21 protein-coding genes are annotated in these 22623 nt (G+C 73.6%); 5 read left to right on the forward strand and 16 right to left on the reverse strand.

Features of this window, described 5'->3' with window-relative positions; all coding sequences use genetic code 11:
• The first annotated feature begins 540 nt into the window (after window positions 1-540).
• Together IEZ12_RS09150 and IEZ12_RS09155 are read left to right on the forward strand one after the other, a co-directional pair.
• Complete coding sequence (locus IEZ12_RS09150; RefSeq protein WP_369880211.1) at window positions 541-1389, forward strand: ECF subfamily RNA polymerase sigma factor, BldN family; 849 nt, start codon at window positions 541-543, stop codon at window positions 1387-1389.
• Window positions 1390-1752: 363 nt separating this feature from the next.
• Entirely contained in the window at window positions 1753-2910 is a 1158-nt protein-coding gene (locus IEZ12_RS09155) for a DUF5667 domain-containing protein (RefSeq protein ID WP_189271541.1), read from the forward strand.
• A gap of 47 nt (window positions 2911-2957) precedes the next feature.
• Here the strand turns inward: IEZ12_RS09155 and IEZ12_RS09160 are convergent, their stop codons facing one another.
• From IEZ12_RS09160 to IEZ12_RS09205, 10 genes are all read right to left on the reverse strand, one after another.
• Entirely contained in the window at window positions 2958-3962 is a 1005-nt protein-coding gene (locus IEZ12_RS09160) for a lysophospholipid acyltransferase family protein (protein WP_189271542.1), read from the reverse strand.
• Window positions 3959-5014 carry an NAD-dependent epimerase/dehydratase family protein gene (locus IEZ12_RS09165; protein ID WP_189271543.1) on the reverse strand — a complete coding sequence of 352 codons (1056 nt, stop codon included), beginning with the start codon at window positions 5012-5014 and terminating at the stop codon, window positions 3959-3961. The genes IEZ12_RS09160 and IEZ12_RS09165 overlap by 4 nt, the downstream gene beginning before the upstream one ends.
• 158 nt (window positions 5015-5172) lie before the next feature.
• Window positions 5173-5322 carry a 30S ribosomal protein bS22 gene (locus IEZ12_RS09170; RefSeq protein WP_425268772.1) on the reverse strand — a complete coding sequence of 50 codons (150 nt, stop codon included), beginning with the start codon at window positions 5320-5322 and terminating at the stop codon, window positions 5173-5175.
• 72 nt (window positions 5323-5394) lie between these two features.
• Entirely contained in the window at window positions 5395-5598 is a 204-nt protein-coding gene (locus tag IEZ12_RS09175) for a helix-turn-helix domain-containing protein (RefSeq protein ID WP_035863710.1), read from the reverse strand.
• A gap of 117 nt (window positions 5599-5715) precedes the next feature.
• A complete protein-coding gene (locus tag IEZ12_RS09180) occupies window positions 5716-6579 on the reverse strand; it encodes a phosphatase (protein WP_189271544.1) in 864 nt (287 codons plus the stop codon).
• Complete coding sequence (locus IEZ12_RS09185) at window positions 6576-7760, reverse strand: acetoin utilization protein AcuC (RefSeq protein ID WP_189271545.1); 1185 nt, start codon at window positions 7758-7760, stop codon at window positions 6576-6578. The genes IEZ12_RS09180 and IEZ12_RS09185 overlap by 4 nt, the downstream gene beginning before the upstream one ends.
• Before the next feature lie 39 nt (window positions 7761-7799).
• Window positions 7800-9041, reverse strand: a complete 1242-nt coding sequence (locus IEZ12_RS09190; protein WP_189271546.1) for an MFS transporter — start codon at window positions 9039-9041, stop codon at window positions 7800-7802.
• 96 nt (window positions 9042-9137) lie between these two features.
• Window positions 9138-9788 (reverse strand): HAD family hydrolase, encoded by a 651-nt coding sequence (locus tag IEZ12_RS09195; protein ID WP_189271547.1) that lies wholly within the window; start codon window positions 9786-9788, stop codon window positions 9138-9140.
• Between the two features lie 11 nt (window positions 9789-9799).
• Window positions 9800-10627, reverse strand: a complete 828-nt coding sequence (proC, locus tag IEZ12_RS09200) for a pyrroline-5-carboxylate reductase (protein ID WP_189271548.1) — start codon at window positions 10625-10627, stop codon at window positions 9800-9802.
• Window positions 10628-10712: 85 nt separating this feature from the next.
• The gene (locus tag IEZ12_RS09205; RefSeq protein WP_189271549.1) at window positions 10713-11345 is read right to left on the reverse strand and encodes a DUF6461 domain-containing protein; all 633 of its coding nucleotides are present in this window, start codon (window positions 11343-11345) and stop codon (window positions 10713-10715) included.
• 135 nt (window positions 11346-11480) lie between these two features.
• Here IEZ12_RS09205 and IEZ12_RS09210 point away from each other — a divergent pair, with 135 nt between their 5' ends.
• Together IEZ12_RS09210 and IEZ12_RS09215 are read left to right on the forward strand one after the other, a co-directional pair.
• On the forward strand, window positions 11481-11912 hold the full coding sequence (locus IEZ12_RS09210; RefSeq protein ID WP_189271550.1) for a hypothetical protein: 432 nt from the start codon (window positions 11481-11483) through the stop codon (window positions 11910-11912).
• A gap of 51 nt (window positions 11913-11963) precedes the next feature.
• The gene (locus tag IEZ12_RS09215) at window positions 11964-13193 is read left to right on the forward strand and encodes an SCO2583/SCO2584 N-terminal domain-containing protein (protein WP_189271551.1); all 1230 of its coding nucleotides are present in this window, start codon (window positions 11964-11966) and stop codon (window positions 13191-13193) included.
• A 7-nt stretch (window positions 13194-13200) separates the two neighbouring features.
• Here the strand turns inward: IEZ12_RS09215 and IEZ12_RS09220 are convergent, their stop codons facing one another.
• The 5 genes from IEZ12_RS09220 to IEZ12_RS09240 all read right to left on the reverse strand — a co-directional run bounded on the left by IEZ12_RS09220 (window position 13201) and on the right by IEZ12_RS09240 (window position 17834).
• Window positions 13201-13704: a hypothetical protein gene (locus tag IEZ12_RS09220; protein ID WP_189271552.1), complete on the reverse strand. Its 504-nt coding sequence runs from the start codon at window positions 13702-13704 to the stop codon at window positions 13201-13203.
• Between the two features lie 64 nt (window positions 13705-13768).
• A complete protein-coding gene (ilvD, locus tag IEZ12_RS09225) occupies window positions 13769-15613 on the reverse strand; it encodes a dihydroxy-acid dehydratase (protein ID WP_189271553.1) in 1845 nt (614 codons plus the stop codon).
• Window positions 15614-15732: 119 nt separating this feature from the next.
• Window positions 15733-16488 carry a class I SAM-dependent methyltransferase gene (locus IEZ12_RS09230; RefSeq protein WP_189271554.1) on the reverse strand — a complete coding sequence of 252 codons (756 nt, stop codon included), beginning with the start codon at window positions 16486-16488 and terminating at the stop codon, window positions 15733-15735.
• 15 nt (window positions 16489-16503) lie between these two features.
• On the reverse strand, window positions 16504-16902 hold the full coding sequence (locus IEZ12_RS09235) for a VOC family protein (RefSeq protein WP_100587084.1): 399 nt from the start codon (window positions 16900-16902) through the stop codon (window positions 16504-16506).
• A gap of 104 nt (window positions 16903-17006) precedes the next feature.
• Window positions 17007-17834, reverse strand: coding sequence for a sugar phosphate isomerase/epimerase family protein (locus IEZ12_RS09240; protein ID WP_189271610.1), 828 nt, complete (start codon window positions 17832-17834; stop codon window positions 17007-17009).
• 405 nt (window positions 17835-18239) lie between these two features.
• On the opposite strand from IEZ12_RS09240, the gene IEZ12_RS09245 reads away from it, so the two are divergent.
• Window positions 18240-19397, forward strand: a complete 1158-nt coding sequence (locus IEZ12_RS09245; RefSeq protein WP_189271555.1) for a glycosyltransferase family 2 protein — start codon at window positions 18240-18242, stop codon at window positions 19395-19397.
• Between the two features lie 72 nt (window positions 19398-19469).
• Here the strand turns inward: IEZ12_RS09245 and IEZ12_RS09250 are convergent, their stop codons facing one another.
• Window positions 19470-22595: a hypothetical protein gene (locus tag IEZ12_RS09250; RefSeq protein ID WP_189271556.1), complete on the reverse strand. Its 3126-nt coding sequence runs from the start codon at window positions 22593-22595 to the stop codon at window positions 19470-19472.
• Window positions 22596-22623: the final 28 nt, after the last annotated feature.

Below are 22623 nucleotides of genomic sequence, written 5' to 3' on the forward strand. Positions count from 1 at the left end.
GCCGGGGCGGCCGCGACCGCGGTGGCGATGCGCCGCCGCCGACAGGCCTGACCCGCCGTCACCGCACGACCGGCCCCCTCCGTCACCCGGCGCGATCTTGACCGGGCGTCAACCCGCCGCCTCCGACACGCCCCCCGACGGGTGGTCCCGGCACGCCCCGCGATCCGGCCGCGAGGGGCCTGAACAGGCCTCTCGACCGTGACCGGAAATGATCGTTCGACAGTCCGCCAAAGTCGTGGGTTGAGACCGCCCCGACCGGGGAAACCCCGGACCTCCGTCACCGTTCGGTCACCTGGCGCACGCAAGTGGTCGCGTTGGGTCGGTGAAATGGTGTCAACTCCGGTCACCCGTAGGTGAATATGCACAAGAAGTGGACTTTGTTCGACCACTTCGACCACGCGGTGTAGCTGTCATTGCACAAAGCGTTATTCTCTCCTGGATGCACGCCACCCCGAACGTCCCCGTGACGGGTGGTCAATGCGGCGTGCTGCTCCGCGCAGGCGGAGGTGATCCGTCCACAGTTCTGCCTCTGGGAGTCCCGTGTACCCACCCGTCCGGAACGACGCGCCAGCCACCTCCCGCCCGTCGACCGCCGGCCTGCGCCGCGGTGTGCGCCTGGAGCGGTTGTGGGCCGCGATCCGCGAGTTCGAACTGCTGGTCCCCGAACCCGCGGTGGCCGGCCCCGCGTTCGCCGCGCCCGCCCCCGCCGCGTTCGCCTCGCCCCTGCTGCGCTCCACTGCCGCCGGCTCGCCCGCCGCCGCCCCGCGCAGCCGGACCGTCCCCTCCCCCGGCACCCGCGGCCGCGCCCGCACCGCCCCCGCCGGCCCCGGCTACGACACCGAGCACAACCCCGTCGTCGACCTGGTCGAACGCGCCCAGAACGGCGAGAGCGAGGCCTTCGGCCGGCTCTACGACCACTACGCCGACACCGTCTACCGGTACATCTACTACCGGGTCGGCAGCCGGGCCACCGCCGAGGACCTCACCAGCGAGACGTTCCTGCGCGCGCTGCGCCGGATCGGCACCTTCACCTGGCAGGGCCGCGACTTCGGCGCCTGGCTGGTCACCATCGCCCGCAACCTGGTGGCCGACCACTTCAAGTCCAGCCGGTTCCGGCTGGAGGTCACCACCGGCGAGATGCTCGACTCCAACGAGTGCGAGCGCAGCCCCGAGGAGTCGGTGCTGGAGTCGCTCTCCAACGCCGCCCTGCTGGACGCGGTGCGCCGGCTCAACCCGCAGCAGCAGGAGTGCGTCACGCTGCGCTTCCTGCAGGGCCTCTCGGTCGCCGAGACGGCCCGGATCATGGGGAAGAACGAGGGCGCCATCAAGACCCTGCAGTACCGGGCGGTGCGCACGCTGGCCCGCCTGCTGCCGCCGGACGCCCGGTAGTCCGCCGCCCGTGGACCCGACACCCTGCAGACCCCGGCCCGAACACCCGCGCCCGGCGCGCCCGTTGGCGGCGCGCCGGGGCCCGGTGCGCCCCTCGCCGGCTCACCTTCTGCCTGACGCGCCGTCAATCTGCCTCTGGCGCTTGCCCGTCCGGGTGAGAGAGCGGTCATCTGCTCTGCTTAATACGCCAGGGGGGTCGTGCGTAACCGACTCCCGACACCGCTCGTTGGCCAGCGTGCAATCCGCCACCGGGCCCACAGTCAAGAGGCAACTCGAACTGTCACCCGATGGTGTGGTGTGGGCCCGCCGGGACAACCAACCGCCGGGCCACGGTGTCGAAAACGACGAAGGGAGGTGTGGCCCGTGACGGCAAACATGCTGGAGCACCGGCGGGCGAAGTCCTTCGCCGAGGCGCTGGAGGCCCACCAGAGTGACCACCGGAGCAGTGGCGCGCACCGGGCCGGCTCCGCCGCCATGGCCGAGTTGCTCACCATGGCCGACGCCCTCGGCGCGCTCCCCGCCCCCGGGCTCGCCGCCGAGACGCGGACGGTCCAACGCGCCCGGCTGATGGCCGCGTTCGAGCAGCAGTGGGCCGAGGGCGCCCCCACGGCGGTCATCCCCGTCCAGCGCCGCGGGCGCATCCGGCGGAGCCGCTGGGGCCGCCGCCTGGCGATCGGCGGACTGGTCGCGGGCGTCGCCGTCGGCTCCTTCGCCGGGGCCGCCGCCGCCTCCACCGGCGCCCTCCCCGGGGACGCCCTGTACGGCATGAAGCGCGGCCTCGAAGGGCTCCGCCTCGACTGGGCCGACAGCGACTCCGAGCGTGGCGCCCTGCTCCTCCAGCAGGCCTCCACCCGGCTCGACGAGGCGCAGTCCCTGCTCGGCCGGACCGACCCGGGCGACACGCTCAGCCCCGCCACGGTCGACCAGGTCCGCCGCGCCCTCGACGACATGCACGCCGAGGCCCTGCGCGGCCGCGACCTGCTGCGCGCGGTCTACCGCTCCAACGGCTCGCTCGCCCCGATGCGCCAACTCGCCGGCTTCGCCGGGCAGGACGAGCGCTGGTCGGCGCTGCAGTCCCGGCTGCCGTCCGGCCTGGCCGGCCAGGCCGACAAGGTGGACCGCCTGTTCAGCGACATAAGCGAGGACGTCGCGCCCCTGCGGCTGGTGGAGGTCGCCGGCCAGGGCAGCGACGGCAGCGGGGCCGCCGGCGGCACCGGCGACTCCAAGGCGGGCCGGCCGGCCGGCGGCGACACCGCGAGCACCGGCAGCGGCGCCGGGCAGGGCCCGGCGGGCGGGTCCGCCGGGCGGGCCACCCCGTCGGCCACCCCGTCCGCCAAGCCCGGTCTGGGCGACCTGCTGGGCAACCTCACCGGTGCCACGCCCTCGCCGGCCGCCCCGCCGGCCCAGGGCGGCGCGGCCCCGGCCCCGTCGGCCTCCCCCGCCGCACCGGCGGACGGCAGCCAGGGCCTGAACCTGCCGCCGCTCCTCCCGGGGCTGCTGCCCGGCCTCACGCTCGGCTGAGCCGGGCGGGTCGCCGCCCCGCGCCGGGAGCGCGGAGCGGCGGCCCGTCAGCCGAAGACCGAGCGGCGCTGCACCAGCAGCTTGTACAGCGTGTGCTGGATGGTCTCCCGCACCTGGTCGGTCAGGTTGAACACCAGCATCGGGTCGTCGGCGGCGTCCTTCGGGTAGCTGTCCGTCGGGATCGGCTCGCCGAACTGGATGGTCCACTTGGTCGGCAGCGGGATCGCCCCGAGCGGGCCCAGCCACGGGAAGGTCGGCGTGATCGGCACGTACGGCAGGCCGAGCAGCCGGGCCAGCGTCTTGAAGTTGCCGATCATCGGGTAGGTCTCCTCCGCCCCGACGATCGAGCACGGCACGATCGGCACCCCGGCCCGCAGCGCGGACGCCACGAAGCCGCCGCGGCCGAACCGCTGGAGCTTGTACCGGTCGGCGAACGGCTTGCCGATGCCCTTGAAGCCCTCCGGCCAGACCCCGACCACCTCGCCGCGTTCCAGCAGCGTCTGCGCGTCCTCGTTGCAGGCCAGCGTGTGCCCGGCCTTGCGGGCCAGCTCGTTGACCACCGGCAGCACGAACACCAGGTCGGCGGCCAGCATCCGCAGGTGCCGGTCGGCGTGGTCGTGCACCGCGACCTGCGTCATCAGCGCGTCCAGCGGGATGGTGCCGGAGTGGTTGGCGACGATCAGCACACCGCCGTCGGCCGGGATGTGCTCGGTGCCGCGGACGTCGATCCGGAAGTACTTCTCCGCCAGCGGCCGCAGCATCGCGAGGAACACCTCCTCGGTCAGCTCCCGGTCGAAGCCGAAGTCGTCGACCTCGTAGTCACCCGTCAGCCGGCGGCGCAGGAAGCCGAGTCCGCCGGCGGCGCGCTGCTCCCAGCCCTTGCCGAGCAGTCGGGTCGCGGTCGCACCGAGCTGGCCGGAGAGCGCCGCGCCGACGCCGTCGGCCAGCCGGTCGGCCAGCGCCGGGCGCGGCTCGGGGCCGGACCAGCTCGGCGCGGACTCGATCGGGATGACCTTGGCCGCCGGGTCGGCGGGCTCCCGGGCGGCTGTCATCGCGGCCTCAACTCCTCTGGTTCGGTGGGGCGGTGGTCGGCGAGCAGGTCGGTGAGCCGGTCGGTGACGGCGGTCAGCCGGGCCGGCGGCAGCGGGCCGGGCTTCACATGCGCGGCGAAGTCGGCGAACGCCTCGGAGGTGCTCCAGCGGGGGGTGTAGCCGAACGTGCCGCGCAGCAGCGCGGTGTCCACCACCCGTCCGTGGGTGAGCAGTTGGAGCTGCTCCTGGGAGAACGCGCGGTCCGCGGGGGCGGTCAGCTGCCGGGCCAGCCGGCCGACCACGCCGAGCGCGGGCCGCAGCAGCGGCACGGTGGGCCGGCCGAGCCGGCGGGCGCACTGGGAGAGCAGCAGCACGCCGTCGCCCGCCACGTTGTAGGTGCCGCTCGGCGCGTCCAGCGCGGCCAGCCGCAGCACCTCCAGCGCGTCGTCCTCGTGGACGAACTGCAGGCGCGGGTCGTGGCCGAGCGCGGTCGGCAGCAGCGGCAGCCGGAAGTACGCGGTCAGCGGGGTGTCGCCGTGCGCGCCGAGGATGTTGGCGAACCGCAGCACGGTCACCGCGACGTCGGGGCGGCGGCGGGCGAACCCGCGGACGTAGCCCTCCACCTCGGCGGCGTCCCGGGCGAAGCCGCCGGCCGGCAGCGCCTTGGGCTGCATCCGCTCGCCGAACACCGCCGGGTCGCGCGGCGCGGAGCCGTAGACGGCGGTGGTGGACTTGACCACCAGACGGCGTACGCCGGGGGCCTTCTGGCACGCCCCGAGCAGCTGCATGGTGCCGATGACGTTGGTCTCCTTCACCAGCGCCCGGCCGCCGTGCCCGAGCGAGGTGACGTGCAGGTGCACCACGGTGTCGACCTCGTGCTCGGCGATCACCCGGGCGATCGCCGGCCGGCGCAGGTCGACCTGCGCGTACTCCACGCCGAACGGCAGCGCGGCCGGCGGCGGGCCGGCGTCCACGCCGACCACCCGGTCCACGCCGGGCTGTCCGGCGATCTGCCCAGCGAACCGCGCACCGAGCCAGTGCGCCACACCGGTGACGAGCACGACCTTGCCCACGTTGCCGCGACCTCCCTGGCTGCCGGTGCTGCCTTCCCCCTGGCCTGCACCGTACCGCGCCGCGGTCGCGGGAGCGGAAACGCCACTGCCCGCCGCCGGAAATCATCCGGTGACGGGCAGTGGTGGAACCTGGCGGCGCGAGGCGACCGCAGGCGGTGTTACTTCTTGTTGCGACGCTGCACACGAGTGCGCTTGAGAAGCTTGCGGTGCTTCTTCTTGGCCATACGCTTGCGACGCTTCTTGATGACAGAGCCCACGGAACATTCCTCGCTCACTCGGACCCGCGCCCGTGAGGAACGGGAGTCCATACGACTGACGGAGGGCCTAGCCTACCGTCCACCTCGCGTTTGCCGTAATCGGTGTCCCGTGGCGGTTGCAGACTACGCGCTCTGCAGCCGCACGTAGGACTCCTGGAGGTACTCGTGCACCTTCTGCTCGGGCACCCGGAACGAGCGTCCGACCCTGATGGCCGGAAGTTCGCCGCTGTGCACGAGACGGTAGACCGTCATCTTCGAGACCCGCATCACCGAGGCGACCTCGGCGACGGTCAGGAAGACCACATCCTGCAGGGGACGCTCGCTCATGACCCTCACCCGACCCTTACCCGTGTGCAAGGCACCGGCTTCCCCTCCGGTGACTCCACCGGCACACGTGTATCCCCAGAGTAGTTATGGGTGGTACGGGTGGGAAGGGGGTGGCCGTCAACTGTTGTACGGTGCGAGATCCGCCCGTTGCAGTACGTAGTCGCTCAACGGGCGGTAGCAGGACGGGGCGGAACCGTCCTCCAGCGGGACGACCACCCGGACCAGACCGTCCGCCTCGGCGGCGAACGGGGCGACGTCGTTGCAGTCGGCGATCCCGCCGGCCGGGATGCCGAGGCGGCCGGCGCCGCACAGCCAGCCGTGGTCGCCCAGGACCAGGTCGGGAGGGCGGTGCCCGGCGTCGGCGAGGGCGGCCACGGCCAGTTGGACGGGCAGCGCGGAGTGGGTGTGGGCGAGGTCGCCCGGGCCCGGTCGGCCGGGGCGTTCGGGGCCGTCCAGGGCGCGCATCACCAGCACCCGGTCGACCACGTCGAGGTAACGGGGGCGGTCACCCTCCGGGGTGGGCTCACGGAAGCGCACGCCCCGCGCAGGGGTGTGCACGGGGCAGCCCGCCGCTTCGAGCGCCCTTACGAGCGCCCCGTGGAAGCCGGCCAGTTTGGTCGGGTGCCCGGTGCCGGCCAGCACGCTGCCGCGGCGGTCGGCGGTGCGGCGCAGCAGCGCGGCGAGGCGGTCCAGCGCGGCGAGGGTGAGTTCGGGGTCGATGGTGTCGGGGCCCTCGGCGTACCGGGGGTCGGGGTCGACGCCGACCCGTTCGGCCATCAGCCGCAGCACCGCGTCCTGGTCGCGGCGGGGCTCCGGGGCGAGGCCCATCAGCGCCTTGGGGTCGCCCTGGGCGAACAGCCGGTAGTGCCGCAGGTTGTTCTGCCGGGGAGTGGGCACGTCGGGGCCGGCCAGGCGGTGCTTCAGCAGATGGGCGCGGAGGTCCTCGCGGGCGGTCGCGACCGCGGACGCGGTCGCGGTCACGGGAGCAGTCCGTGGTGCGGGAGGACGGCGCGGCGGGTGGCCAGGATCGCCTGGTCGAGCCGGTCGGCGGGGTCGTAGCCGCCGTCGTGGAAGTCCGCCCAGTCGGGGTCGGCGCCGTCGGTCATCCGCAGCGGGGCGGGGCGGCGGGTCAGCCGGTAGACCTCGGCGCGCCACTCCTCGGGGGTCTCGGTGGCCGGGTCGACGGGGTGGCCGGCGGCGGTGGCCACCAGGTGCGTCCAGGTGCGGGGCACCACGTCGACCACCGCGTACCCGCCGCCACCGGTGGCCACCCAGCGGCCGTCGGCGTACTGGTGGGCGAGGCGGTGCACCGACTCGGCGATCAGGCGCTGGGCGTCGACGGTGACGGCGAGGTGGGCGAGCGGGTCCTCGATGTGGGTGTCCGCGCCGTGCTGGCTGACTATCACCTGCGGGCGGAACGCGGCCAGCAGCTCGGGGACGAGGGCGTGGAAGGCCCGCAGCCAGCCCGCGTCGCCGGTGCCGGCGGGCAGCGCCAGGTTCGCGGCGGTTCCCTCGGCGTCCGGGCCGCCGGTCTCGGTGGCCCAACCGGTCTGCGGGAACAAGGTGCTGGGGCTCTCGTGCACGGAGACGGTGAGCACCCGGGGGTCGTTCCAGAACGCCTGCTGGACGCCGTCGCCGTGGTGGACGTCCACGTCGATGTAGGCGACCCGTTCCGCGCCCAGCTCCAGCAGGCGGGCGATGGCGAGGGCCGGGTCGTTGTAGATGCAGAACCCGGACGCCTGGCCGGGCATCGCGTGGTGCAGCCCGCCGGCGAAGTTGACGGCGTGCGGGGTCTGCCCGCGCCACACCGCCTCGGCGGCGGCCACCGACTGGCCGGCGATCAGCGCGGAGGCGGTGTGCAGGCCCGGGAACGACCAGTTGTCGTCGGTGCCCAGGCCGTGCACGGGATCGGTGCCGGACGGGTCGGCGGCGGCGCGCTTCACGGCCGCCAGGTAGTCGGCGGTGTGCACCAGGCGGAGCGTGGAGTCGCCGGCGGCGGGGGCGGAACGGACGGTCACGGAGGGCTGCTCGGCGAGGCCGAGGGACTCGATCAGACGCATCGTCAGGGCGAGACGGGTCGGGTCCATGGGGTGGCCCGGTCCGAAGTCGTAGCCGGTTTCGGCTTCGTCCCAGTAGAGGTGCAGTCCGCAAGTTTCTGCCATGGGCACACGGTATCCGGCAGCGGCGCACCCAGGCGCAGGTCATGGCGTGCGACGCGGTCCTGCCGCCGGTTGCCGTCCGCTTCGCGCAGTTTCCCGCGTCCGTGGCTTCGCGCCCTCGAAGTGGGGGGCCAGCGGGATGATCGCCAGGATCATGAGCATGGGGGCGCCGAAGGCCCAGCGGTAGTCGGAGAGTTCGGCGAGGGTGCCGACGAGGGGGGAGCCGATCAGGAAGCCGGCGTAGTTGAAGAGGTTGAGGCGGGCGACGGCGGCGTCGCTCGCGTGCGGGAGGAGGCGGCCGCCGGCGGCGAAGACCTGGGGGATGATCGCGCAGATGCCGAAGCCGAGGACGGTGAAGCCGAGGATGCCGGCCCAGGCGCCGGGGGCCGTGGCGGCGAGCAGGAAGCCGGCGCCGGCCAGGCTCGCACCGGTGCGGACGACGGGGATCGCGCCGAAGCGCTGGACGGCGCGGTCGCCGACGGCGCGGCCGAGCAGCATGGCGACCATGTAGCCGAGGTAGGAGAGCTTGGCGAGGTCCTCGCGGCTGCCGAGGCCGTCGGTGAGGTACTTGACGCTGTAGTTGGAGACCGAGGCGTCGGCGATGTAGGCGAAGGCCATCGCGGCGCACAGCGGCAGCAGCGGGCGCCAGGGGATGCGGCGGGCGGCGAGTTCGGCGGCTTCCCGGACGGCGTCGCCGAGCTCGGCGGGGCCGGCGAAGCGGCGGCCGACCAGCAGCGCGGCGGGGGCGAGGACGATCGCGGCGCCGCCGAAGAGGGCGGGCAGGCCGGCGTCGTAGTGGGCGGCGAGGCCGGCGAGGGCGGCGCCGACGATGCCGCCGAGGCTGAACGCGGCGTGGAAGCCGATCATGATGCTGCGGCCGTAGCGGTGCTGGAGGCCGACGCCGAGCATGTTCATGGAGGCGTCGAGGGCGCCGACCAGGAGGCCGAACAGGCCGAGGGCGATGGCGAGTTGCCAGAGTCGGTCGCCGAGGCCGGTGAGTCCGAGGGTGAGGCAGAGGGCGGGCTGGACGACCCGCAGGACGCCGCGGGCGGTGGTGCGTTTCACCAGCGTCTCGGAGCCGATGGAGCCGACGCCGGCCAGGATCGGGACGGCGGCCAGGAAGACCGGCAGCAGGGAGTCGCCGAGTCCGTAGCGCTTCTGGATCTCGGGTATGCAGGTGACCAGCAGGGCGAAGGTGGTGCCCTGGAGGAGGAACGCGAGGGTCAGCGCGACGCGGGCCTGCCGGAGTCTCGGGGTGGGTTCGGCCGTGGCCGTGTCCTGCATCGGGACCTCGCTCACCACCGACGCTACCGGCCGGTACGAAGGATGTTGGCCAGAGCGTAGGGGGTGGGCGGCGTGGGCGGGAGGGGGCGGACGCGATCAGTTCAGGAGGTCGACCGCCCGCTCCAGATCGGCGTAGAGGCCGGTGGCTCCGGCGGCGTCGAGCTTCTCCGGGTCGGTGAGCGCGGTGTACCCGTACACGTCCATTCCGGCGGCGCGGGCGGCGAGGACGCCGTTGGCGCTGTCCTCCAGGACCAGGCAGCGGGCCGGGTCGGCGCCCATGGTGCGAGCGGCGTGCAGGAACAGGTCGGGGGCGGGCTTGCCGATGCCGACGTCCTGGGCGGAGAACAGCAGGTCGTCGGTGAAGTGGCGGGACAGGCCGGTGAGCCGGTGCGCGGTGCGGATCCAGGAGTGGTGGGCGGAGGAGGCGACGCAGTAGCGGACGCCCCGCTCCTGGAGGTGGGTCAGGAACTTCTCGGCGCCGGGCACGGGCCGGAGTTCGCCCTCGAACGCGGCGAACACCCGGTCGTGGAACAGGTCGTCGAAGCCCTCGGGGAGGGCGGCCCCGTACCGTTCGGCGATCACGTCGTGGACGTGGTGCGCGGCGGTGCCCATGAAGTCGCGGTAGGAGTCCTCGACGGTGGTGGGGAAGCCGAGCTCGGTGAGGTACTCGGCGAGCACCCGGTTGGCTATCGGCTCGCTGTCCACCAGGACGCCGTCGTTGTCGAGGATCAGCAGGTCGTAACTCACGTTGCTCCAGACTACTTTCCGCCGGTGGCCAGTTCCCGGGAGCGGTCCCGGGCGGCTTCGAGGGCGCCGAGCAGGGCGGCCCGGACGCCGTGGTTCTCCAGCTCGCGGATGGCCGCGATGGTGGTGCCGGCCGGGGAGGTGACGGCCTCGCGCAGCTTGACGGGGTGCTCGCCGGAGTCGCGGAGCATCACCGAGGCGCCGATCGCGGACTGCACGATCAGCTCGTGGGCGACCTGGCGGGGCAGGCCGAGCAGGATGCCGGCGTCGATCATCGCCTCGACCAGGAAGTAGAAGTAGGCGGGCCCGGAGCCGGACAGCGCGGTGGCGGCGTCCTGCTGGCTCTCGGGGACGCGCAGCGCCTTGCCGACCGAGCGGAAGATCGCCTCGGTGCGCTCCAGGTGGGCCTCGGTGGCGTGCGAGCCGCCGGAGATGACGCTCATGCCCTCGTCGACCAGGACGGGGGTGTTGGGCATGACGCGGACCACGGGGGTGCCGGGGGCGAGCCGGTCCTCGAACCAGGCGGTGGGGATGCCGGCGGCGGCGGAGACGATCAGCTTGTCGGCGGCGACGTGCTCGGCGAGTTCGTCGAGCAGGGTGCCCATGTCCTGCGGCTTGACGGCGAGGATCAGGGTGTCGGCGAGCTTGGCGGCCTCGGCGTTGGTCGCGGTGGCGACGCCGTAGCGGTCGGCGAGCTCGGTGGCCCGCTCGGGGCGGCGGGCGGTGACCATGACGTCGGCCGGGTCGGCGCCGGCCCGCAGCAGGCCGGAGAGCAGGGCTTCGCCGATCTTTCCGGTGCCCAGGAAGGCGATCTTCTGGCCGGCGGTGGTGCTGTTGCTCATGGGGCCCTCCGTGCGCTGCGGTTCCTGCCCGCCATCTTGCCCCGGAACGCCGCCGCCGCGGCGCAGGCGTCCACCCTGCGGGCGGTCAGTCGGTGTCGTCCTCGTCGGGCACCACGCCGAGCACGAACTCGGCGTCGCGGACCGTCTCTTCGGTGATCCGGACGCCGGTGAGCCGTTCGGAGAGCGCGAAGACCACGGCCTTCCGCTCAAGGGTGTCGGCGGTGTCCCGGTGGCCGAGCTCGTGCAGCAGCGCGTCCAGGGCGCGCGGGTCGCTGCCGTGCGACGAGGCCGGGTGTTCGAAGGAGGTGCGCAGCTCGCCGTCCAGGTAGTGGTGGAACATGTGCATGGGCTTGCCGCCGTTGCTGTCGTGGGTGACGGTGGCGCCGCCGCGGGACAGGGACTCCAGGTGGCGGGGCATTCCACCGCCGCCGTCGAGGGCGAGCAGCAGCGTCCAGTCACCGTCGGCGCCGGGCACGGCGACGGCGCCGACGGCGAACGAGGAGTCCTGGTGGTCGTCGACCCACTCGCGCAGTTCCTCCTGGCAGTCGAACAGGTCGTCGGCGCCGTCGCCGAAGCCCTGCGGGACGGCGCCGATCGACTCCAGCACCTGCTGCGGGGTGCGGCCGCGCACCAGGGTGAGGGAGTAGCCGTCCTGGAGGCAGCAGGCGAACCAGCGGGAGTCGGCGAGCCAGGCGTAGTCGTGCGCAGTCGGAGTCATCCGAGCAGTCTGCCGCAGGCCTCCGACACCGGCGTCGTGGTGTGGCGGTCACGCCCCGTAGGGGGAATTTCAGGGATCCCGGTGCTGGATTCCCGGGCGGCCGAGGAGCACCGTGGAGGCATGGGACACGGAGAGTTGTCAGGACGTGAGAACCGTCAGGTCGCTGTCGCCGCGGCGACGCTCGGGCCGTGGCGGACGGCGACGGCGGTGGGTGCGGTGGTCGGTGGGGCCGCGCTCGCGGTGGACGTGGTGACCGGGCACTGGTCGATGGACATCCTGGCGGGGCCGGTGGGCCTCGGGCTGTTCTTCTTCTTCCTGGTGGGCACGGTCGGCGGCCGGCTGCGCAAGGGCGGGGACCGGCGGCTTCGGCGCTGGGCGGCGGAGCACCCGTGGCAGTCGGCGGTTCCGGCGTCGGCGGCGCTGTGGCTGGCGAACACCCTGAACCTGTGGCTGCTGGGCGACTGGGGCCTGTTCGGGGCGCTGTTCACGTCGCTGCTGCCCGCGGGCCTGCTGCTGGGCGTGGCGGGTGTGGTCGGTTCGGTGAAGGCGGCCCGCAAGGACGCGTAGTTCCGCCCCCCGGTGTCGGGCGTGTCGGCGGTGGTCGGCATACTTCCGGCCGTGCCGAGAAAAGAGGGGCCGGGGCCGGAGAGCGGCGAGCCCGGACACGAGGGGGACCCCTTCGAGGGGTTGGTACTGGACGAGGAGTTCGTCCGGGGGGCGAAGAACACCGAAGCATCCGGCCGGGCCCGGATGTTGACGGCGCGTTGGAAGGACGACCCGCCGCCGGAGAACGGGCCTTGGCGGCCGCCCACGGAGAGCGCCGCCAAGGCGCCGAAGATCAGGAAGCCGCATCCGGTGCGCACCGCGCTGCTGGCGCTGCTGGTGCCGGTGGCACTGATCGCGGTGATGGTCGCGGAGGGGAACCCGAAGGGGAAGCCGCAGGCGTCGTCCTCGGAGCTTCCGTCGGTGGGTCCGGCGACCGCCGTGCCGAGCAGCAGGGCGCCGCAGGTGGCCCCGGAGACGCCGACGCCGGAGCGGCCGTGGGCGGGTTCGCCCGCCGAGGCGTGGCCGGCCGGTGCGGACGCGCTGGCGCTGCCGCAGGCCGCCGCGGTCGGGGTGTTCGACCAGGAGCGGGTGGCCAAGGACCTGGAGCTGGCGAAGGCGTTCCTGGTCGCGACCAACCTGGACCCGAAGGTGGTGGCGGGCGCGTACCCGCAGGCCGCGATCGACCTGCTGAGCCGGGAGACCGCCGACAGCATGGCGGCGGACTTCGCCCACCCGAGCGAGGAGCACGACCCGGCGGACTGGGTGAGCCGCTTCGACCCGGCGTGGGCGGTGCCGGTGACCGACCAGGTGAAGGTGCAGGGTCTGCTCAGCTTCGAGGGCGACGGCGAGCAGGGCCTGCTGGTGCACGCCGACGTCACCTTCGTCTACGCACTGAAGCCGGGCCCGCAGGTCGGCAAGGCCTCGCCGTCGGCGAAGCCCGTGCCGAACGGCGGGGGGCAGCCGACCGGCACGGCCGGCGCGAAGTCGGTGGCCTGGGTCCAGGCCGACCCGGTGACGGTCGAGGTGCAGCGGGAGATCGTCCGCCGCAAGGTCGACCTCCGTTTCGCCGACCCGGCGCGCTTCCAGGTGAAGAAGGACAAGGTCTGGGTCGCCAACATGAACAGCGAGTGGTCCAACACGCTCTGCGGCTACAACGGCGGCTACCTGCGGCCGTCGTTCCGCGCCGACCGGTCCGACGAGGGCGTCAGCGCCTCGCCCGGGGGCGGCCCGACCACCGACCCGTACGACTGGGGCCGTCCGATGAGCACCGACACCAGGTGCGGGACGGCCAGCCGCACCTGACGGCCGTTCAGGCCCGCCGCCGGGCCGCCTTGCGGGCGTCGCGTTCCGCCCGGGCGGCCCGGCGGCGCTGCCAGGTGGCGGTCCGCTGGTCGTGGACGGCGCGCCGGAGGCCCTCGCCGGGGGCCTCGACCAGGCTGCGCAGGAAGTAGACGGCGAGGGCGCCGACGGAGCCGACCAGCCAGACGCCGGCCAGGGCCTTGTCCTCGGCCATCCAGCCGGTGAGCGAGTCCCGGCCCTCGGTGAGGATCTTCCAGTTGCGCAGGCCCGCCAGGGCGGTGCAGATGCCGATGGCGAGGGACAGCAGCACGGTGAGCGGGGCGGCGGCGGAGAGCCGGACGCCGGAGACGCCCAGGCGCAGCAGCAGCGCCCCGGCGGCGGTGGCCGCCAGGGCGCCGAGCGACACCAGGGCGCGGCGCAGCCAGTAGGCGGCGTCGCGGTCGACCCAGGTGGTGCCGAAGAAGCGGATCGGCTCGGGGGCGGGCGCGCCGTCGGCGGTGGTGGTCGTCCTCACGCGTCCGATTATCACCACGCCGGGCTGCCCGCCCCGGGCGGCACGCTGGGGCGGGCGGGGGGTGTCAGCCGAGCTTGCTGACGTCCCGGACGGCGCCCTTGTCGGCGGAGGTGGCCATCGCCGCGTACGCCTTGAGGGCGGCCGAGACCTGCCGGTCGCGGGTCTTCGGGCGGTAGCCGCTGCCCGACTCCAGCTTGAGCCGGCGCTCGTGCAGTTCCTCGAAGGAGACGTCGAGGTTGATGGTGCGGGCCGGGATGTCGATGGTGATCGGGTCGCCGTCCTCGACCAGGGCGATGGCGCCGCCGGACGCCGCCTCCGGGGAGACGTGGCCGATGGACAGGCCGGAGGTGCCGCCGGAGAACCGGCCGTCGGTGATCAGCGCGCAGGCCTTGCCCAGGCCGCGGCCCTTCAGGAAGGACGTCGGGTAGAGCATCTCCTGCATGCCCGGGCCGCCCTTGGGGCCCTCGTAGCGGATGACCACCACGTCGCCCTCGGCGACCTGCTTGGCGAGGATCTTCTCCACCGCCTCGTCCTGGGACTCGCAGACCACGGCCTTGCCGCGGAAGCGCCAGATCGACTCGTCCACGCCGGCGGTCTTCACCACGCAGCCGTCCTCGGCGATGTTGCCGTACAGCACGGCCAGGCCGCCCTCGACCGAGTAGGCGTGCTCGACGCTGCGGATGCAGCCGCCGGCCGCGTCGGTGTCCAGGGTGTCCCAGCGCTCGGACTGGCTGAACGCCTCGGCGGAGCGGACGCAGCCCGGGGCGGCGTGCCACAGTTCGACGGCCTGCTCGGAGGGCGAACCGCCGCGCACGTCCCAGGTCTTGAGCCACTCGGCGAGCGAGTCGGAGTGCACGGTGTGCACCTCCTCGTTGAGCAGCCCGCCGCGGTACAGCTCGCCGAGGATGGCGGGGATGCCGCCGGCCCGGTGCACGTCCTCCATGTAGTACTTGCCGTTCGGGGCGACCTTGGACAGGCACGGCACCTTGCGCGAGATCGCGTCGATGGCCCGCATGTCGAAGTCGACCTTCGCCTCCTGCGCGGCGGCCAGCAGGTGCAGGATCGTGTTGGTGGAGCCGCCCATCGCGATGTCCAGCGCCATGGCGTTCTCGAACGCGGCGCGGGTGGCGATGTTGCGAGGCAGGACGGTGGCGTCGTCGCCGCCGTAGTAGCGGTTGGTGATGTCCACGACCGTACGGCCGGCCTGCTCGTACAGGGCGCGGCGGGAAGTGTGGGTGGCCAGCACCGAGCCGTTGCCGGGCAGCGACAGGCCGATCGCCTCGGTCAGGCAGTTCATCGAGTTGGCGGTGAACATGCCGGAGCAGGAGCCGCAGGTCGGGCAGGCGTTCTCCTCGATGATCGAGATGTCCGCGTCGGAGACCTGCTCGTTCACCGCCTGGGAGATCGCGTCCACCAGGTCCAGCTTGCGGACGGTGCCGTCGACCAGGGTGGCCTGGCCGGCCTCCATCGGGCCGCCGGAGACGAACACGGTGGGGATGTTGAGGCGCAGGGCGGCCATCAGCATGCCCGGGGTGATCTTGTCGCAGTTGGAGATGCAGATCAGCGCGTCCGCGCAGTGCGCGTTGACCATGTACTCGACCGAGTCGGCGATCAGGTCGCGCGAGGGCAGCGAGTACAGCATGCCGTTGTGGCCCATGGCGATGCCGTCGTCGACCGCGATGGTGTTGAACTCGCGCGGGATGCCGCCCGCCTGCTTGATCGCCTCGGAGACGATCCGGCCGACCGGCTGCAGGTGGGTGTGGCCGGGGACGAACTCGGTGAAGGAGTTGGCGACCGCGATGATCGGCTTGCCGAAGTCCTCGCGGGCTACGCCCGCGGCGCGCAGAAGGGCGCGCGCGCCCGCCATGTTGCGACCTTGGGTGACCGTGTTGGACCTCAGCTGGGGCATCGGAGCCGCTCCTTCGGGACTTTTCTGGGTCCGTCGAGCCTACGCCCGCGCCGCCCCGATCCGGACCAGGTGTCCGCGATGCGGTCAGCGCGGGCGGCTGCCGGGGCCGAGGCCCCGGGCTACGGCTTCGGGGCGACGTACAGGTCCAGCCGGTACGGCTCGACCAGCTGCCCGTCCGGGAACTCGGCGAGCAGCGCCTCCCGTTCGGCGGCCAGGACCGGGGCGCGCCGCTCCGGGTCCAGCACCGCCACGTACGAACGGGAGGTCAGGTCGGTGATCACCTGATCGACCGTCACCCGCCGCTCCCAGCGCACCGAGGCCGCACGCACCTCCAGGCCCGCCTCGGTCAACTTCTCGGGCCCGGCGATCACTCCGCCGTAGTAGTGGTAGCCGGGCAGGGTGGCGGCCATCCGCTCCTGGTGGGCGGCCAGCCACGGGGTCTCGTAGTCCTTGACGTTCCACCACAGGGCGAGCGCGCCGCCCGGGCGCAGCACCCGCATGGCCTCCGGGACCGACCGCTCCGGGTCGGTCCAGTGGAACGCCTGCGCGTAGGTGACGAAGTCCACCGAGGCGTCGTGGAACGGCAGTTCGTCGCCGCCCGCCTTGACCACCGGCAGTTCGGGGCTGACCTCGCGGAACACCGCGGCCATCCCGTCGCTGGGTTCGACCGCCACCACCCGGGCGCCGCGGCCGGCCAGCAGCCGGGTGGCGATGCCGGTGCCGGCGCCGACGTCCAGCACGTCCGCGCCGTTCAGCGGGCGGCCGGACAGCCGCTCCAGCTCGTCGAACAGCGCGTCCGGGTAGGACGGGCGGGCCGCGTTGTACTCGGCGGCGACCGCGCCGAAGGAACTCGCGTGGGCCTGCAGGTCACTCATCGGTTCGTCCTCTCGTCATCCCCAGGTGCGGGAGCACAGCACCAGGCCGTAGCCGTCCGGATCCAGCACCGTCACCCCGAACTCGTCCCAGTACGGGTTGTGCGCGGGCACCCGGCGGCCGCCCGCCGCGACCAGGCGCTCGACCAGCGCCTCGTCCACCGGCTCGCCCAGGTACAGCACGAACAGGTCCTCGACGGTGGGGGCCGGCTCGACCGGGCGCTCCGGGTCCACGGCGAGCTCGAAGTGCCAGGCGCCGCCCGGGAATCCGACCATCAGCAGGTCGTGCTCGCCGGACACCCGCTCGGTGGTGCGCCACAGCACGGACAGGCCGAGGCCCTCGACGTAGAAGCGTTCGGCCGCCGCCAGGTCGCGGGAGGGTCGGGCCAGTCGGACGTGGGTGTCGGCGCCGATCATGCCGGGCCCGCCGCCCGCCGGGTGATCATTCGGTGTTCGATCATGGGGCCGACTCTAGGCGCGGGCCCCGCGGCATGTCCGCCGGTTCACGAACTGACGCGGCGTCAGGACGCGGGCCGGACCGCCGCCAGGTGCAGGCGGGTGAAGGCCAGCGCCTCCGCGAGGTCGGCCTCCCGGTCGGCCGGGGTGCCGGACTTGCGGGTGTTGACCTCCAGCACCACGTGCCCGTCGAACCCGGTCCGGGCCAGGCGCTCCAGCAGCTCCGCGCACGGCTGCTTGCCGCGCCCCGGGATCAGGTGCTCGTCCTTGCCGGACCCGGAGCCGTCCGCCAGGTGCACGTGCGCCAGCCGCTCCCCCATCCGGTCCACCAGCCCCAGCGCGTCCACCCGCGAGGTCGCGGCGTGCGACAGGTCGACGGTGAAGTGCCGGTACTCCTCCTCGGTGACGTCCCAGCCGGGGGCGTAGGCCAGCATCTCGCGGTCCCGGTAGCGCCACGGGTACATGTTCTCCACCGCGAACCGGATCGGCGTCTCCCCCGCCATCCGGTCGATGCCCGCCACGAAGTCCTTGGCGTACTGCCGCTGCCAGCGGAACGGCGGGTGCACCACCACGGTGTCCGCGCCGAGCCGCTCGGCCGCCTTCCGGGCCCGCACCAGCTTGGTCCACGGGTCGCTGCTCCAGACCCGCTGGGTGATCAGCAGGCACGGGGCGTGCACCGCGAGGATCGGCACCTCGTAGGTGTCGGAGAGCCGCCGCAGCGCCTCCACGTCCTGGCTCACCGGGTCGTTCCAGACCATCACCTCGACGCCGTCGTACCCGAGCCGCGAGGCCAGCTCGAACGCCGTCTCGGTGGTCGACGGGTACACCGACGCCGTCGACAGCGCCACCTTGGTGTCCGGCACGTGCAGCGCCGGGTGCGGCGGCAGCACCAGGCGGTCCGTGGTGCGCAGCAGCGGCGGCCGCTCCAGCTTCCGCCGCGCCGCGCGGGCGGCCCGCGCCGCCTTCAACGGCAGGGGGCCGCGCCTCGGCTTTCGCTGGTCCGCTGAATCCACCACGCGAACCAGGTTAAGCGCACGGCGCGGCCCCGTCGGGATCCCGACCGGTGTGCGATGCGGCACGTGGCCCCGGGGCCCGGGAACGGTTCACGTCGGAACGCGCCACGACTCCGAGTTCCGCCGGAGACGCAAGCCGACGACCGAGCCCCACCGGGATCGGAACCCCGAACCGGCTCCTAGCCCGGCCCGCCGGCCCTGTGGGACCCTGGCGTGCGCGGGATGCGGCCGCGGCGGAACACCGGGACGGGGAGTCGAAGTGAGCGCACGCCTGGTCGGGTCACGATGAACATCAGCGTGGTCGTCCCGTCCTACAACGCGGGCCCGCAGGTGCGGCGACTGCTGTCGTGCCTGGCCCTCTGCGAGCTCGACGCCGGCGACTCGTTCGAAGTCGTCGTGGTGGACGACGGCTCCGACGACGGCACCGGGGAACTCCTCGCCGCGCTGGCGCCGCCCTACCCCCTGGAGTACCTGTTCCTGCCGCGGACCTCGGCCTCCGGCCGGGCGGCGGCGCGCAACGCCGGGATCCGCGCGGCCTCCGGCGACGTGGTCGTCCTGGTCGACGCCGACCAGGTCGTCGAACCCGGCTTCCTCGCTGCGCACGCCCGGTACCACCGGCTCCGCACCGACCTGGTCGTGGCCGGACCCCGGGGCGACATGGCCGAGGGGGAGATCGACGACGAGCGCCTGGCCCGGGAGTTCTCGCTCGACGCGATGCCGGAGATCGTCGGATGGGACGGCCGGGAGTTCCTGCTGGCCGAGTTCTCGGAGAACTTCGACAACCTGGAGACCTGCTGGCACTACGCGTTCACCTGCAACCTGTCGGTGCGCCGCGAGCACCTGCTCGCGGTCGGGGGCTTCGACGAGGGCTTCCGGGGCTGGGGCCTGGAGGACTCCGAGCTCGGCTACCGGCTGCGGCGCCGGGGGCTGGCGTTCGCGTTCCAGCCGGAGGCGCTGTCCTACCAGACGCGGCGCGAGCTCACGGCGGAGATGCTCGGCCAGTGGCGCACCAACCTCGACCATTTCGTCGCCAAGCACGCGGCGGTGGCCGATGTGGCGATCCAGCAGGTCATCTGCCGGGCGTTCGACCCGGCGGAGGCGGAACGCGCCCTCGGCTGGCTGGACTGCACGGTCCGGATGGAGTACGCCGCGCGGGCGCTGGCCGGCCGCCTGCCCGAGCCGACCTCGTACGCGTTGCTGGAGGTGGACGACGACAATGCCCTCGACGTCCTCGCCCAGCTGCCCGGGCTGGCCGCCGAACGCGATCTGCTGGTCATGGACGACACGGAGCGGGCGGTGCTGGCCGGGCCGGCGCAGTGCGCCGGGACGACGCGTGAGCTGCTGTACTTCCACCGACCGTCCGCCGACGACAGGAAGAAGATCCTCGCCCGCTACCCCGTCGAGCCCGACGGGCCGGCACCCCGACTGATCGTTTCGGAGTGAGTTCGGTTCAGGGGCCCGGCAGGTGGCTGAAGTCCCCGGCTCCAGCCACCTGATCCGAACCTCGAACCGTTCCTAGCCCTTGACCACCTGGAACGCCTTGGGCAGGTAGCCGGGCGACGGGACGCCCTTCTTGTAGGCGGCGCCCCTGACCAGCAGGTCGTAGCCGCCGACGTAGGCGGACCCGAGATTGATCCGGACGTGCAGCTCGGTGCCGTCCGCGCTCACCCACAGCGGGCGCACCGGCGGGTTGTCGTACCGGTTGTTCTCGGGGAGCAGGTCGAGCTGGCTGTTGAGGCCGAGCCCCGTGCCGCGGACGGTCATCTCGACGTAGCCGCCGACGGTCGCCACGGCCGGGCCGGTCCACTGCGGGACGCCGGAGCGTTCGGTGCCGGTGCCCGGCCGGGCGCCCTGCAGCGTGAACGCGAGCGGCAGGTGGGCCCGGCCCGGAGTGAACAGCAGCACCGCGTGCCCGGTGGTCGTGCCGTTGTACGTGCAGACGGTGGAGATCCCGGTGTTCGGGTCGTCCCGCGTGCACGTGTAGGCGGTGTCCGCGTCGGCCCAGTTCTCCCGGCCGGCCACGGTCAGCCCGTGCCGGGCGAGGAAGTCGTCGTTGGCCGCGGCGACGTCCACCCGCTGCCCGGGCCGCATCTCCAGCACCGCGCAGTACAGCGGCGCGGCGTCGGTGAGCACTCCGCTGCGCTGGTCGAAGCCGTCGGCGGAGACCGGGTGGGCGGCGCACTCCGGCGCCCAGCCGGCGGCGGTGGCCAGCCGCCAGACGTCCAGCGTGCCCGGGAACGGGGTCCGGTCGCCCGGGTTGCGGGCGGCCACCAGCGCGACGTAGCGGGTCGAGCCGGTGACCCGGCATTCGGTGCTCCAGTCCCGGCACACCGTCCGGCCCTCGGCGTCCACCACCGTCACCTCGGCGGACGTCTGGTCGGTGTTGGTGCGGACGCCGACCTTCAGCAGGTCCGCGGTGGCGGCGTCGAAGGTGGTGCAGTGCACATCGACGGAGGTGTCGAAGGCGACGCCGGCGCCCGGGCCGCCGACCTTGCCCGACGAGGCGGGCAGGTCGCAGGCCGCGGACGGGGTGGCGTCCCGGCGGACCAGCGTGTAGCCGCCCAGGCCGCGGCCGTAGGTCAGCAGCGCGGTGTAGGGCCGGCCGGCGGGCGGGCGGCAGACGTCGGTCCGGCCGGCGACGATCTGGCAGAACTCCGTGCCGGACGGGTCGGCCAGGTGCAGCACGGACTCGAACTGCGGCCCTTCCAGGCGGTAGTTGAGCAGTTCGGCGGCCGGGTGGTCGGCGGGGACGGTGAAGCAGGTCTCCAGCGTGCCGTCGGCCCGCGTCCCGGACAGGCCGGTGCGGGTGCCGCTGCCGGTGCCGTACTCGGAGCCGGCCCACGGGACGCAGCCGGCGGTCTCGCCGACCCGCTGGATCATCACCCGGTAGTTGAACGCGCCGGTGGCGGTCAGCACCAGCCGGAACGGGGCGGCGCCGGTCAGCCGGCACACGTCGTAGGTGGCGTACACGGTGTTGCCCTGGCACTGCACGGCGCCGGCGGCGTCCAGCACGCGGTAGCGCACCGTCTCGCCCTTGGCCGTCCCGTTCCGCAGGAAGACGGAGTCGCCGGACGCGGTCGGCAAGGTCCGGCAGCGGTCCTGGCCGGCCGAGTCGAAGGTCTCGACGGGCGCGCCGGAGGCCATCTGGTCGTCCCGGCCGACGGTGCAGCCGCGGGTGTCGGTGGCCGAGCGGAGCACCATCGCGTACGGGATCTCGTAGATGCTCGGCGCCACCGTGTAGGTGTAGTCGCCGGCCTTGAGGTCGCACTCCCCGTCCGGGCAGAGCTGGGTGGCGTCGGACCGGTAGAGGGCGCCGGACTTGTCGCCGATCTCGCCCGTCCCGCGGAACGTGTAGTGGCCGTCGGCGGGCACCCGCAGAATCCGGCAGCGGGAGACGTCCGTCAGGTCGGGGGCCACCCCGTACGCCTGCGGCTCGACCACCGGGCAGCCCTCCGGCCCCGACAGCCGCGACAGCGCCAGGCGGTACGTCCGGTCCGAGTAGCCGCCGTACTGGACGACCACCCGGTAGGGGGCGGTGCCGGCCAGCCGGCAGTCCAGGACGGACCAGTCGCCCTTGGAGCAGACCTCCGCGCCTGTGGCGTCGAACACGCTGGCGACCAGGCTGGAGTGGAGCATCCGCAGCAGGTCGCCCGTGGCGAAGTCGCCCGCGTAGCAGTCGCCCGCCTTGCCGGGCGGCACCACGCCGTCGTACATGGTGGGCCGGCCCAGCGAACGGTCGGCGGCGCTCAGGGCCACGCACTTGTCGGTGGAGAACACCGGCAGGTACGAGAGCGTGATCGGCAGGGGCTTCGTGTCGTAGTCGTACAGCCGCAGCGTGTACGTGCCGGCCCCGTTCGTGACGCACCGGGCCGGGCCGTAGCTGTAGGTGTCCGGCGAGACGTCGCAGGCCACCTGCTTGCCGTCGGGGCCGAACAGCCGCGGCACCATGCCGTACAGCTTGCTGGACACCTGGACGATCACCATGTCCCGCGCCTGCGACACCGGCAGCCGGAACAGGGTCGGTCCGCCCGGGGCGAGATTGCAGGTCATCATGACCTGGGGCTCCAGCGCGGCCGGGCACGAGCCGTCCGAGGGCGACGGGCTGGGCGACGGGCTGGTGGACGGGCTCGGGGACGGGCTGGTGGACGGACTCGGGCTCGGGCTCTGGGACGGCGAACCGGAGCCGGACGGCGACGGGCTCGGGCTCGGCGTGCCCCCGGGCGTCGGAGTCCGGGTCTGGGGCCGGGTCGGCGCGGGGGTGCCGGGGCTGCCGACCCGCACGGGCCCGCTCCCGCCGCCGGTGCGGCGCCCGCCGCCGGACCCGGTGGACCCGGTGGACCCGTCGTCCGCCGTGCCGTCCGGGTCGTCGGGGGTGCCCTCGGCGCCGGGGGTCTCCGGGGCGCCCGAGGTGGCGGAGGCGGACGGGCTCGGCGTGGCGCCGGAGGTCGGCGTCGGCGTGGGCGTCGTGGCGGACGGCGAGGCGGAGGCGGACGCGCCGGCGGACCCGGACGCCACCGGCTTCGGGTCGTCCTTCCCCGGCAGCAGCAGCGCCAGCGACACCAGCACGGCGAGGACCAGCAGGCCCCCGACCGCGGCCAGCAGCCACGTCGCTCTTCTGCGGTCGGCAAACGGCACTGGCATCGCGGCCCCCCGGTGTGGTGCTCTCCCC

This window comes from Kitasatospora griseola, assembly GCF_014648555.1.
In the GTDB taxonomy this organism is placed as follows: Bacteria; Actinomycetota; Actinomycetes; order Streptomycetales; family Streptomycetaceae; genus Kitasatospora; species Kitasatospora griseola.

Excerpts from the sequence above, each read along its gene's own strand:
- IEZ12_RS09160 (WP_189271542.1), bottom strand. The coding sequence starts at position 3,962 with ATGACAGCCGCCCGGGAGCCCGCCGACCCGGCGGCCAAGGTCATCCCG.
- IEZ12_RS09170 (WP_425268772.1), bottom strand. The coding sequence starts at position 5,322 with ATGGACTCCCGTTCCTCACGGGCGCGGGTCCGAGTGAGCGAGGAATGT.
- IEZ12_RS09175 (WP_035863710.1), bottom strand. The coding sequence starts at position 5,598 with ATGAGCGAGCGTCCCCTGCAGGATGTGGTCTTCCTGACCGTCGCCGAG.
- IEZ12_RS09185 (WP_189271545.1), bottom strand. The coding sequence starts at position 7,760 with ATGGCAGAAACTTGCGGACTGCACCTCTACTGGGACGAAGCCGAAACC.
- IEZ12_RS09190 (WP_189271546.1), bottom strand. The coding sequence starts at position 9,041 with ATGCAGGACACGGCCACGGCCGAACCCACCCCGAGACTCCGGCAGGCC.
- proC (WP_189271548.1), bottom strand. The coding sequence starts at position 10,627 with ATGAGCAACAGCACCACCGCCGGCCAGAAGATCGCCTTCCTGGGCACC.
- IEZ12_RS09205 (WP_189271549.1), bottom strand. The coding sequence starts at position 11,345 with ATGACTCCGACTGCGCACGACTACGCCTGGCTCGCCGACTCCCGCTGG.
- ilvD (WP_189271553.1), bottom strand. The coding sequence starts at position 15,613 with ATGCCCCAGCTGAGGTCCAACACGGTCACCCAAGGTCGCAACATGGCG.
- IEZ12_RS09230 (WP_189271554.1), bottom strand. The coding sequence starts at position 16,488 with ATGAGTGACCTGCAGGCCCACGCGAGTTCCTTCGGCGCGGTCGCCGCC.
- IEZ12_RS09235 (WP_100587084.1), bottom strand. The coding sequence starts at position 16,902 with ATGATCGGCGCCGACACCCACGTCCGACTGGCCCGACCCTCCCGCGAC.
- IEZ12_RS09245 (WP_189271555.1), top strand. The coding sequence starts at position 18,240 with ATGAACATCAGCGTGGTCGTCCCGTCCTACAACGCGGGCCCGCAGGTG.
- IEZ12_RS09250 (WP_189271556.1), bottom strand. The coding sequence starts at position 22,595 with ATGCCAGTGCCGTTTGCCGACCGCAGAAGAGCGACGTGGCTGCTGGCC.